Source organism: Chitinophaga caseinilytica, from assembly GCF_038396765.1.
GTDB lineage: Bacteria > Bacteroidota > Bacteroidia > Chitinophagales > Chitinophagaceae > Chitinophaga > Chitinophaga caseinilytica.
The window spans coordinates 558,843-571,328 of the sequence record NZ_CP150096.1 but is presented as its reverse complement, the minus strand read 5'-3'; the positions used below and the strand labels follow the sequence as shown (position 1 = coordinate 571,328).

The window sequence follows — 12,486 nt, the reverse complement described above, 5'->3', positions numbered from 1 at the left end:
GGATCGGGTATTTTAGAGTTTATCAATAGAAACCTGTTTCTGACGACCGATGCGATACAGCATATACCCCATTGCGGCGAAGAACAGCACGCCCAGCAGCTGATACCCACCCGCGCCGAGCGCCCGCTCGAGCCCTTCGTGCGCGCTCACTTTCGCAAGCGTGGCGGATATGCCGTCGTTCACCGAAAGTATGGCCACGATCACCCCGGCTACCGCACCTCCGGCCACGAGCCCCGTAGCAAAGAGATTGCCTTTGCCCAGTTCTTCCTCTTCGGCCGAAAGCTGAACGCCGGAACGCTTCTGTTTCCAGTCAACCAGCCCGCGGATCGCGCCGCCGATAAAGATGGGAAGGGTGGTAGACAGCGGGAGATAAGCGCCCACAGCGAATGAGAGGGATTTCACGCCGCAAAGTTCCAGCGTAATGGCGATGAACACGCCCACGAGCACGAACTGCCAGTCGAGGTCGCCGCCGAGGATACCTTTAATAAGGGTCGCCATCAGCGTAGCCTGGGGCGCAGCGTAAGTGGGGGAGCCGATGGCGTGGGTAATGCCCTGGTCCATCATGGCTTTGGTAGGCGTATCGAGGTAGTGGACGGTCCAGCCGATCACCAGCGACGAAACGATCGCGCCCACGAACAGGGCGATCTGCTGGTTGCGCGGCGTGGCGCCCACGATGTAACCGGTTTTCAAATCCTGCGAAGTAGCGCCGGCATTGGCCGCTGCGATACAGATCATGCCGCCTACGACGAGGGCCATGGGCTCATAGATTTTGCCTGTCCAGCCCACTGCGATGAAAATGAGGCAGGTGCCCATGATGGTGGCGATCGTCATCCCGGAAATGGGATTGTTGCTGCTGCCGATCAGCCCTACGATGCGGGAGCTCACGGTCACGAAGAACGCGCCGAAGATCACGACCAGCAGGCCTACCAGCAGTTTGTTGAGGATAGATTCGCCCGGGAGCTGCGGTAAAAGCGCCATGAGCAGGATCAGTACGATGCTGCCGATGATCACATATTTAAAGGAAAGGTCTTTTTCGGTACGGGGCACCTCGCCGGTGGCGCCTTTTTCTTTCAGGGAACCGAGGCTGTCTTTGAACGAGGAGATAATGGTGGGGATGGTTTTGAGCAGGGTGATGAAACCGCCTGCCGCAACGGCTCCTGCGCCGATTTGCTTCACATATGCCTGGTAGATGGCAGACGACCAGTCGTTGAACGAATGGGCAGCGGGGTCCCAGTGCGCCGGGGCCGCCTGGAGTCTGGAGATTGGCCAGCATGCCGAGTTTCACGAGCTGCGCGGCTACAATGTCTCCCGGGATGAGGGATGCCAGCAGGGGGATGAGGCACAGCCATGCGAGCACGCCGCCTGCCACGAGTACGCCGCCGATCTTGGGGCCGATGATATAGCCTACGCCGAGATATTCGGGCGTGATTTCTCCGGAAAGCTTGGCGGACGGGAAGATTTTATTGGCCTGTTTGGTCATGTAGGCCGGCGTTTCGGCGATCACATGCAGCACTTTTTGCAGCATCGCGTACAGCAAAGCCACGCCCAGCCCGATGAAAGCCGTTTTGGCGAATGTGCCGCCCTTTTCCCCCGCTTTCAGTACAGAGGCGCAGGCTGTTCCTTCCGGGTAGGGAAGGGTTTCGTGCTCTTTTACGATGAGCGACCGCCGCAGGGGGATCATCATCAGGGTGCCCAGCAACCCGCCGAAAATGGCCAGTACGAGGATGGTCAGGTAATCGAAGTATTTCTCACCGCTGCTGATGCCCATTTCGCCCGCGGAAAGGAAGAGGAACCCCGGCAAAGTGAACACCACGCCCGCCGCGATCGATTCGCCCGCAGAACCGGTGGTCTGGATGATATTGTTCTCCAGGATGGTGGTTTTGAAGAACTTCCGGCCCAACGTAATGGCGATCACCGCAATGGGGATAGATGCCGATACGGTGAGCCCGGCCTTTAAAGCCAGGTAAACGGTGGCGGCGCCGAAGATGATGCCGGCCAGGCATCCGAGGAGGATCGACTTGAGCGTCAGCTCCTTCATTTTAACTTCGGGGGCAACGAAAGGTTTGAATTTCGACGACATAAGCAGTTAGATATATATCAGTTTTGGCCTAAATATAAGTAAAAAAGGAGCAGGGGAAATGCCTGCTCCTTTTGAAAGGGTATAAACGTCTGTCGACGGTATTTTATTAGCGTACGCCGTGCATTCCTTTTTTCAGGATCCCGGAGATCAGGAAAAGGAGCAGGGAAGCAGCGCCGGGGAGGATTACCATTACCATGAAGAATTCATACAGGTTATGGATGGTAAAGCCCAGGAACTGGGGGTAATGCGCCGGGATGTTGAGCGATTTCAGCTGGGAAAGCTGCTCCACCGTGGGCGTGATGGTTTTGTCGAGGATGCCTTGCAGGTCGATCCCGGCCTTGGCCGCGTCCTGGAACTTGTTGCCGGTAGGAGGGAGCAGGGTGCCGAGGGTGCCCGCCAGCGCGTAACCGGATGCGTTGCCGATGAACCAAACGCCCATCAGCAGGCTCGAGAAACGGAGCGGAGCGAGTTTCGACACGAGCGAAAGGCCGATGGGAGACAGGCAAAGCTCGCCGATGGTGTGGAACAGGTACATCACGATCAGCCAGATTACCGCCAGTTTCTCGGTTTGGCCGAGCCCTTTCACCGAAAGCCCGATGATCAGGGAGCCAAGCGCCAGCAAAGCCAGGCCGATGGCCTGTTTTACGGGGGAGATAGGCTCCATTTTGCGCGTTTGCAGCCACGACCAGAGGAAGCTCATGGGGAAGGCGAATATGATGATGAACGCGGAATTGGCGTTTTGCACGAAGCTGGCCGGCATTTCCCATCCGAAAAGGCGACGGTCTGTCTGGTAGCTCGCGATGAAGGTGAGCGATGAGCCCGCCTGTTCGAAACACGCCCAGAAGAAGATCACGAAGAAAGCCACTGCGTACAGCACGAGGATACGGTCGCGCTCGATTTTGGTGATGGACTTGTCTGTCATGATCAGCACTGCCAGGCTGATGCCTGCTGCGTAAATGAACGGGTATACCCATACCTTGATGGGGTTCTGGACCGTTACATTGGGATCGAGGGAAAGGTAGTGGATCGCGAAGAAGAGGATGACCAGCAGGGCCACGGCGATGCCGATGGCTTTGGAGGTGAAGTGTGCTTTTTCCGCTTCGCCGCCGGCCTGAACGGCCTGGTTGGTGAATTTAGGTTTGGCGCCTACGGCTTTACCGTCGGGCGTAACTACGTATTTATCTTTCAGGTAAAAGAAGAGAACGGTGCCGAGGAACATGGCTGCGCCGGCGGCGAGGAAGCCCCATTTGAAGGCGGAAGCTACCTGGATGGTGCGCTCACCTTCGTTGATGGTAACGTCTCCCAGGAGCGGGCAGATGGTCATGCCGAGGAACGCGCCCACGTTGATGCCCATGTAGAAGATGGTGAAAGCGGAATCCAGGCGGGAGTCTCCTTTCGGATAGAGCTGGCCTACCATGGAGGAGATGTTGGGTTTGAAGAAGCCGTTGCCGATGATGATCACGAAGAGGCCGAGCCACATGATGCCGCGGGCGGTGTCTACGTTGCCCTCGAACATCCAGCCGCTGAAGAACAGCAGTAACTGGCCGATAGACATGATGAGGCCGCCGAGGAGGATGCAGTTGCGGTTGCCGAGGAAGCGGTCGGAGATGTATCCGCCGAGCATGGGCGTGAGATAGCTCAGGCCGAGGAAGCCGCCATAAATAATAGATGCGTCCGCATCAGAGAAAGCCAGTGCATTTACGAGGAACAGCGAGAGCAGGGCCCGCATCCCATAGAAGTTAAATCGTTCCCACATCTCGGTAGCAAACAGCACACCGAGACCCTTCGGATGTCCCTTCTTCTGCAGGGGCTCCGACTCCAGCGCAACAGCTGATGGATTCATAAATGGTTAGTTTTGAATAAAAAATATACAGTTACAGTTCAATTAATCAGGCAATATAAAGAAATTCGGACTATCGCGTCCAAAAACCGGTTTTTTTGACCTTACTTTGCAAAAATTTCCGCGCGCGCAAGGTTTCGCCGGAGCGCAGGGAATCTCCTCATATATTACGTCTCAATCCATTATGAACATTTTACTGTTAGGTAGCGGTGGCCGGGAACATGCCCTGGCCTGGAAGATGGCTCAAAGTCCTGCATGTACGAAGCTTTACATCGCCCCCGGCAATGCGGGAACGCCCGCCTATGGCGAAAACGTCAACCTTTCCGTCTCCGATTTCGAAGGCATCAAAGCCTTCTGTATCGATAAACAGATCGATTTGCTCCTGCCCGGCTCCGAAGAGCCCCTGGTACTGGGCATCTACGATTTCTTCGGCGCAGACCCTGCCCTGCAGCACATTCCCGTGATCGGCCCCTCCAAATCCGGAGCCCGCCTGGAAGGCAGCAAGGCCTTCGCCAAAGAGTTCATGCTCCGCCACAACATCCCCACCGCTGCTTACCGCGAATTCAGCGAAACCAACTTCGAAGAAGGCCTCGCCTATATCGCCGCTCACACCCTCCCCGTGGTACTGAAGGCCGACGGCCTCGCACTGGGCAAAGGCGTCGTGATCGCAGCCTCGCACGAGGAAGCCATCGCCGAATATACCGAGATGATCAAATCCGCCAAATTCGGCGACGCCAGCAAAAAGGTGGTCGTGGAAGCATTCCTCACCGGCATTGAAATGTCTGCCTTCGCTTTGAGCGACGGCCAGCATTACGTACTGCTCCCCTCCGCCAAGGATTACAAACGAATTGGTGAAGGTGATACCGGCCTCAACACCGGCGGCATGGGCGCCATTTCGCCCGTTCCCTTTGCAGACGCGGGTTTCATGAAAAAAGTGGAAGACCGCGTGGTGCGGCCTACCGTGGCCGGACTGGCCGCCGAAGGCATCGTTTACCCAGGGTTCATCTTCTTCGGACTGATCAACGTGGAGGGCGACCCCTTCGTTATCGAATACAACTGCCGCATGGGCGACCCCGAAACGGAAGTCGTAATGCCCAGGCTGCAGAACGATCTGCTGGAGCTCTTCACCGCCGTGAAGGAACGGCAGCTCGATAAAGTGACCATCACCGAAGATCCGCGCGCCGCGGCTACCATCATGCTCGTGAGCGGAGGGTACCCCGAAGCGTACGAAAAAGGTAAGGAGATCACCGGCATTCCCGCTCCCACGGCCGATCAGATCGTTTTCCACGCTGGCTCGAAAGCCGATGGCGGAAAAACGGTTACCAACGGCGGCCGCGTGCTCGCCATCACATCTTTGGCAAGCGATTTGCAGCAGGCATTGGCGCATTCCAGGGAGACTGCCGACAGCATTTCATTCGGGGGCAAGTATTATCGTCGCGACATTGGGTATGAATTCAGCTAAGTAATTCGTCGTACAGGGTTCACGGATAGCGAAAATATGCATATAGCATTTCTTTTATTTATTTCCGCTGAACTTCTTGAATAATCCAATAATTGCATCGTATATTCGTTAGAATTATTCATTTTTGCATTCAAATATTTTTGACCGTATCAAACAATGGGCTTCTTTAACTTTTTAACTCAGGAGATTGCAATTGACCTCGGTACCGCCAATACACTGATCATTCATAACGATCAGGTGGTGGTAGACGAACCTTCCATCGTGGCTATAGAAAGGGCCAGTGGAAAGATCGTTGCCGTAGGCAAGAAGGCGATGATGATGCACGAAAAAACGCACGAGTACCTGCGCACCATCCGTCCGCTGAAAGACGGTGTGATCGCAGACTTTAATGCGGCAGAGGGGATGCTCCGCGAGCTGATCAAGATGGTTTATCCCAAGAAGCCGTTGTTCGCCCCGAGCTGGAAGATGGTGATCTGCATCCCGTCGTCCATCACGGAAGTGGAGAAACGCGCGGTGCGCGACTCTGCGGAGCAGGCGGGTGCCAAGGAAGTGTATCTCATCCACGAACCGATGGCTGCGGCCCTCGGTATCGGTATAGACGTGGAAGAACCGGTCGGTAACATGATCATCGACATCGGAGGCGGTACTACCGGCATCTCCGTGATCGCCCTCGCAGGGATCGTGTGCGACCAGTCTATCCGCATCGCGGGCGACGAATTTACGGCCGACATCATGGAAGCCCTTCGCCGTTACCACTCATTGCTCATCGGTGAGCGCACGGCAGAGCAGATCAAGATCCAGATCGGGTCTGCCCTGAAAGAGCTGGACAATCCACCGGACGACATCCCCGTGAACGGTCGCGACCTTGTGACCGGTATCCCCAAACAGATCATGGTATCTTACCAGGAAATCGCCGAAGCGCTGGACAAGTCGATCTTCAAGATCGAGGAAGCCATCCTGAAAGCACTGGAAACCACCCCGCCCGAGCTGGCAGCGGATATTTACCGCCGCGGCCTTTACCTCACCGGCGGTGGCGCCCTGTTGCGCGGGCTGGACAAGCGCCTGAGCCAGAAGATCAAACTGCCCGTTCATGTAGCAGACGATCCGCTGCGCGCGGTAGTAAGAGGCACCGGCATTGCCCTGAAACACATCGGCAAGTATCCTTTCCTGATGCAATAAAAAAACACATCCCGGCTTGCCCCAGGCATGCCGGGATGATATCCGGAATCCTTAGACTCGTATCCAGTGCGCAATCTGATCATTTTCTTACGGCGGTACTTCAACTTCTTTCTGTTTTTGCTGCTGGAAGTGATTTGCTTGATTTTCGTTTTCCGGACCAATAATTTCCAACGTACCGTTTACCTCAATTCCGCCAACGGCGTCTCCGGCAAACTGTACACCCGCTACAACGATATCCAGTATTATTTCCACCTCAAATCCACCAACGACAGCCTCGTGTCGGAAAACCTCGCGCTGCTCCAGCAACTGCCTACCAGCTTCGAGGAAAAAGACACGGCTTCCCAGGTGAAATTTGACACCCTCCGGAAATTTACCAACGATACGGCCCGCAAGCTCCTCAGCACGGAGGTCCGCAAGTTCCTCTACCGCAGCGCCAAAGTCGTGAACAACTCCGTCAACAAGCCCGTCAACTTCATCACCATCAACCGCGGTTCCAAAGACGGTATCCGCCCCAACATGGGCGTGATCGGGCCTAACGGCGTGGTAGGCGTGGTGAGAACGGCTTCGGAAAACTATGCCGTGATCATCTCCCTGCTCACCAAATCCAGCGGCAGCACCTCTTCCTTCAGCTTCAGCTCCCGCCTCAAAAACTCCGGCGAGATCGGAACGGTGTATTGGGACGGGTACGACGGCGGGCATGTGACGATGAAGGACGTGCCCCGCAGCGCCAAGCTGCACAAGGGCGATACCGTGGTGACGAGCGGCTTCTCGGCCGTGTTCCCCGAAAACATGAACATCGGGTACATCGACACCTTTTACGTCGGCGAGAAAGCGAGCACCTCGTTTACCATCCGCCTCAAACTGGCCACTAATTTTTACAACCTGCAATACGTGTACGTCATCGAGAACCTGCTGCGCGACGAGCAGGAGCGGCTGGAGGATTCGACACGCAAAATGTTGAAATGAGCATACTGTTAAGAAATATCATCCGATTCATTTTGCTGATCCTGTTCCAGGTACTGGTGCTGGACCGGATACTCGTGCACCAGATGGTGAACCCTTACCTCTACATGCTCTTCATCCTGCTGCTGCCCTTCAACATCCCCCGCCCGGCGCTCCAGTTCCTGGGCCTGTTGCTCGGCCTCACGCTCGACATGTTTTCCGATTCCATGGGCATCCACGCCGCAGCCTGCGTATTCATCGCTTACCTGCGCCCGTTCGTGCTCAACATCCTCAGCCCGCAGGGCGGCTTCGAAGGCCCCCAGCGCACGCCCTCCGTTACCACGATGGGCATTTCCCAGTTCGCGATTTATGTGACCGTGATGGTCCTTTTGCATCACATCGCGTATTTTTGTTTGTCCGTTTTCAGTTTTGCTGATCCCCTGTACCTGTTGACGAAGATCTTGTTGTCTACCACAGCCAGTTTGTTGCTGATCCTGATCTACGAACTGTTGTTTTTCAGCAGGAAATAGGGAGCCATAAAAGTCATAAATCCAGGAACCTGCCATGTCCGTTTTTAATCAGTCCAGGAGGCGCGTCATCCAGTTCATCATGCTCGGCACCGTATTGGTGATCGTGGCGAGACTGTTTTATCTGCAGGTCGTGGAAACGAAATATTCCAAACTGGCAGACGCCAACGCCCACCTTCGCAAGGTGATCTACCCCAGCCGCGGCATCGTGTACGACCGTCATGGCCGAGCCGTGATGCGCAACGAGGCGCTGTACGACCTCATGGTAACGCCTATCAACGTTAAAGGGATCGATACGGCATACATGTGCGAAATCCTGAATATCGACATGAAGGAATTCAACCGCCGCATCCAGGTGGCGCGGAACCGCGAAGGGCCCCGCCGCCCGTCGGTATTCGCCAGCCTGCTTTCGCCCGACATGTACGGCAAGCTCCAGGAAAGTATGTACCTCTTCCAGCCCGGCTTCGAACTGGTTCAGCGCCCCGTGCGCTCGTACCCCTACGGCGTGGGCGCCAACTTCCTCGGGTACATCAGCGAAATTTCGCCCAATATGCTAGGCGATACCACCGGCAAATACGGTGCTTACCAGCAGGGGGATTATATCGGGATGACGGGGCTGGAAAGTACGTATGAAGATATTTTGATGGGACAACGCGGTATTCAGTACCTGGTAAAAGACAATCTGAACCGGCCGCAAGGCGCTTTGGAAGGAGGTATCTTTGATACGGCGGCCATAGCGGGCAAAAACCTGCGGTTGTCGCTGGATATAGAATTGCAGGTACTGGGAGAAAATATGATGAAAGGAAAGATCGGATCCATCGTGGCAATCGACCCTTCCACCGGCGGGATCCTCGCTATGGTGAGCGGGCCTTCGTTTGATCCGAATCTGCTTTCAGGGGCCTACCGGGCCCGTAACTTGGGCATTCTGTTCAACGACACCGTGAAGCCGATGTACAACCGGCCTATCCAGGCATATTATCCCCCGGGCTCTACCTTTAAGCCCATCACAGGGCTAATTGCACTGGACGAAGGTGTGATCGGCCCGGAATTCGGGTTCCCCTGCCATGGTGGGTACGGACTTTGCGGCCGTTTCTCCCGCTGTACCCACAGCAACCCAGGTCACGCCGCCAATATGCGGACCGCCCTGGCGAATTCCTGCAACAGTTATTTCATGCATGTTTACCGCCTGTCTGTCGATAACAAGAAATGGGGCGGCACCAAAAACGGGCAAGCCAAATGGGTGGAATACCTCTACGCAATGGGGCTTGGCCGGAGGATCGGGGTCGACATTCCATCCGAAAAACCCGGTATCGTACCGGATACGGCCCGTATGAACCGCGTGTATCGCGGTGTCTGGAATTCCTGCTCCGAAATGTATGTGGGTATGGGACAGGGGCAACTCAACGTAACGCCCATTCAGCTTGCCAACGCAATGTGCATCATCGCCAACCGCGGCTGGTATTATATTCCGCATTTCGTTCAATCTATCGACAACGATAAGTCCGACAAGCTGAAAAAGTATAAGGAAAAACACTCGGTGGCGCATATTTCGAGCGCGGCATTCCAGTCTGTAGTAGACGGCATGGGAGATGTGGTGACCCATGGTACGGCCCGTGGCGCCCAGATCGAAGGGATTGAAGTGTGCGGAAAAACCGGAACGGCGGAGAATACGACGCGCGTTGACGGAAAAATGGTGAAACTGAAAGATCACTCGTTGTTTGTGGCGTTCGCACCGAAAAATAATCCGAAGATCGCTATCGCCGTAGTAGTAGAGAATGCCGGGTTCGGCTCCACCTACGCCGTGCCCATCGCCAGCATTCTCATGGAAAAATACCTGACGGATACTATTTCTGCGAAACGTAGGCCTATCTTGCAAAGGATGCTGGAAACAAATACGTTCTCGTCGGAAATCAAGAATAAATCGAAGCTCGACTCCCTCAACAGCGTGCAATACGCTGGCGCCGAAGGAGCCGTGATCATGCGGAAAATTACAGGACACTAAAAACAAAACGCGCAAACCCATAACATGAACCGCTCACAAGCGAAACTGACCGCAGGCATCGACTGGCCCGTTCTCGGGATGTACCTCGCACTGGTATTCATCGGCTTCCTGGCGATATTCGCCGCGGAATACCGGGAGGGCGACCAGGTGATCCAAAACCTCCTGCACCAGAATAAAAACTGGGCCAGGCAGGTATTGTGGTTTGGCGTGTCTATCGTACTGGCAACAGGTATCTGGCTCACCGACTCCAAATTCTTCACCGCCACTGCCAACCTTTTCTACGCCTTCGGTATTTTGCTGCTGCTCGTGGTATTGGCCATAGGAACGGGGGTGAAAGGCTCCAACTCATGGCTCGAACTGGGCGGTTTCCGGTTCCAGCCCGCGGAATTCACCAAACTATGTACCGCATTGGCCCTGGCGAAATACATATCGGCGATGGAAACGGATTTCACCAAGCTCCGATCGCGGCTCATCGCCGTGGCCATGGTACTGGTGCCGCTGGGGATCATCATTCTGCAGGATGAAACCGGTCTTGCGCTCGTGTATTTCGCGTTCTTCCTCGTGATGTTCCGCGAAGGGCTGCCCGGTGTGCTGCTCGTGATCGCTTTCTCGGGGATCGTGCTGGTGTTGAGCGCCCTGCTGGTCGACAAGTTCATCCTCCTCTACATTTTCACCGGCGTAGCCGCGCTGGTCGTATATTTCAACCGCTTCCAGATCAGAAGGAACAAATCGCGCCTGGCGCTGATCATCGGTATCTGGGCGTTCTGCGCCTCATTCGTCATGTACGTGGTGCCTTTCGTGTTCACCAATGTGCTGAAAGATTACCAGGTGCGCCGTATTTATGTGATGCTGGGGCAGGAAAACGACCCCAAGGCCACTTACAACACCCGCCAGTCCATGATCGCCATCGGCTCGGGCGGGTTCTGGGGGAAAGGGTACCTCAAAGGCACCCAAACCCGGTTCGATTTCGTGCCGGAACAATCTACCGACTTCATTTTCTGTACCATCGGCGAAGACTTCGGCTTTGTCGGCAGTATCATATTCCTGGGGATTTACGTCTCCCTGCTCTTCCGGATCATCTTCATCGCCGAAAGACAGCGAAGTACCTTCAGTCGCGTCTATGCCTATAGCGTGGCTTCCATCATCTTTTTCCACCTGGCCATCAACATCATGATGACCATCGGTCTGGCGCCGGTGATCGGGATTCCCTTGCCACTGGTGAGTTACGGCGGTTCGTCGCTCATGACGTTCACCATGCTCATCTTCATCATGCTGCGCCTCGATGCAGACCGGCAGATGGTACTGCGATAGGGCATAATCGTTACATTTGTATAATGGCACGCATTATCCCGCTTTCGGAAGGAAGCTTTACAGTAGACGGAACCAAGCAATTTGTACCCTTCGACGACCGGAAAGACCAGCTCAAAGACCGCCCTGCCGGTTCGTTGCTGGTAGAGATCCAGCCTTTCCTTGTGATAACGGACCGGGATATTCTGTTGATGGACACGGGCCTGGGGTTCCGCAATCCCGACGGTATTTTACAACTGCATCAAAACCTTATCGATAACGGGATCAATCCCATGGAAGTGACCAAGGTGCTCATGAGCCACCTGCATAAAGACCATTCCGGCGGCGTCATTTCCACCGATCCCGTAACGGGCGAACGCAGCCTGAGCTTCCCCCACGCCACTTATTACGTGTCCAAACCCGAGCTGGATTACGCTTTCGCGAACGACGGCAAATCCTACCACAAAGAAGATTTTGACCTCCTCGCACAGCGGGACAATGTGGTGTTTACCGAAGGGAAAGGCACGATAGACGGGTATATCCATTATGAATGGTCGGGCGGGCATTGCCCTTACCACCAGGTTTTCCTGGTAGATGACGGGGAAGACAAAGTATTTTTCGGGGGAGACGAAGCGCCGCAGATTTCCCAGATGCGGAGCCGCTTCGTAGCCAAATATGATTACGACGGCAAGCGTGCGAGCGAGTTGCGGCAGGAGTATATGGAACGCGGAAAGGCCGGCGACTGGACGTTTTTGTTCTATCACGATACGAAACAACCCACCACAAAATTCCAAATATGAACCATTTAGCAGAAGCCTGGGTGCAGGCGTGGAACAACCACGACCTCGACGCCATCATGGAACACTATGCCGACGACATCGTTTTCTATTCGCCGTTCATCAAGCGCATCAACAACGACCCCTCTGGCCGTATTACCGGTAAAGCCGCGCTGAGAGCCTATTTTGAAAGGGCTTTAGTGGCTTATCCGGAGCTGCACTTCGATCTCTACCATGTGCTCGAAAGCGTGGATTCCGTGACGCTGTATTACCAAAGCGTTGGTAACCGCCTGGCGGCCGAGATGATGGTGGTGGATGGAAATGGGAAGGTGAAGGAAGTGAGAGCCCACTATAAGGAACAATAAAAACGAAAAGCCCTCCGGAACGGAGG

At 55.0% G+C, this 12,486-nt stretch carries 10 protein-coding genes and 1 pseudogene; 8 read left to right on the top strand and 3 right to left on the bottom strand.

Annotation, left to right across the window (positions count from 1 at the left end; translation table 11 throughout):
- Positions 1–12 precede the first annotated feature (12 nt).
- The 3 genes and pseudogenes from WJU22_RS02375 to WJU22_RS02365 all read right to left on the bottom strand — a co-directional run bounded on the left by WJU22_RS02375 (position 13) and on the right by WJU22_RS02365 (position 3,923).
- Positions 13–1,176: an OPT family oligopeptide transporter gene (locus WJU22_RS02375; RefSeq protein WP_341841690.1), complete on the bottom strand. Its 1,164-nt coding sequence runs from the start codon at positions 1,174–1,176 to the stop codon at positions 13–15.
- A gap of 208 nt (positions 1,177–1,384) precedes the next feature.
- Positions 1,385–2,038: pseudogene (locus tag WJU22_RS02370) on the bottom strand (OPT/YSL family transporter); the annotation flags it as partial.
- Positions 2,039–2,186: 148 nt separating this feature from the next.
- Positions 2,187–3,923 carry a peptide MFS transporter gene (locus tag WJU22_RS02365; RefSeq protein ID WP_341841689.1) on the bottom strand — a complete coding sequence of 579 codons (1,737 nt, stop codon included), beginning with the start codon at positions 3,921–3,923 and terminating at the stop codon, positions 2,187–2,189.
- A 181-nt stretch (positions 3,924–4,104) separates the two neighbouring features.
- On the opposite strand from WJU22_RS02365, the gene purD reads away from it, so the two are divergent.
- The 8 genes from purD to WJU22_RS02325 all read left to right on the top strand — a co-directional run bounded on the left by purD (position 4,105) and on the right by WJU22_RS02325 (position 12,460).
- A complete protein-coding gene (gene purD, locus WJU22_RS02360; protein ID WP_341841688.1) occupies positions 4,105–5,382 on the top strand; it encodes a phosphoribosylamine--glycine ligase in 1,278 nt (425 codons plus the stop codon).
- Positions 5,383–5,538: 156 nt separating this feature from the next.
- The gene (locus WJU22_RS02355) at positions 5,539–6,561 is read left to right on the top strand and encodes a rod shape-determining protein (RefSeq protein ID WP_126244279.1); all 1,023 of its coding nucleotides are present in this window, start codon (positions 5,539–5,541) and stop codon (positions 6,559–6,561) included.
- A 66-nt stretch (positions 6,562–6,627) separates the two neighbouring features.
- Positions 6,628–7,527 carry a rod shape-determining protein MreC gene (gene mreC, locus WJU22_RS02350; protein ID WP_341841687.1) on the top strand — a complete coding sequence of 300 codons (900 nt, stop codon included), beginning with the start codon at positions 6,628–6,630 and terminating at the stop codon, positions 7,525–7,527.
- A complete protein-coding gene (locus tag WJU22_RS02345; RefSeq protein ID WP_341841686.1) occupies positions 7,524–8,033 on the top strand; it encodes a rod shape-determining protein MreD in 510 nt (169 codons plus the stop codon). Before mreC ends, WJU22_RS02345 begins: the two co-directional genes overlap by 4 nt.
- A 34-nt stretch (positions 8,034–8,067) precedes the next feature.
- Complete coding sequence (gene mrdA / locus WJU22_RS02340; protein ID WP_341841685.1) at positions 8,068–10,032, top strand: penicillin-binding protein 2; 1,965 nt, start codon at positions 8,068–8,070, stop codon at positions 10,030–10,032.
- Between the two features lie 24 nt (positions 10,033–10,056).
- Entirely contained in the window at positions 10,057–11,343 is a 1,287-nt protein-coding gene (gene rodA / locus WJU22_RS02335) for a rod shape-determining protein RodA (protein ID WP_341841684.1), read from the top strand.
- 23 nt (positions 11,344–11,366) lie between these two features.
- Complete coding sequence (locus tag WJU22_RS02330; RefSeq protein WP_341841683.1) at positions 11,367–12,119, top strand: MBL fold metallo-hydrolase; 753 nt, start codon at positions 11,367–11,369, stop codon at positions 12,117–12,119.
- On the top strand, positions 12,116–12,460 hold the full coding sequence (locus WJU22_RS02325; RefSeq protein ID WP_341841682.1) for a nuclear transport factor 2 family protein: 345 nt from the start codon (positions 12,116–12,118) through the stop codon (positions 12,458–12,460). Before WJU22_RS02330 ends, WJU22_RS02325 begins: the two co-directional genes overlap by 4 nt.
- Positions 12,461–12,486: the final 26 nt, after the last annotated feature.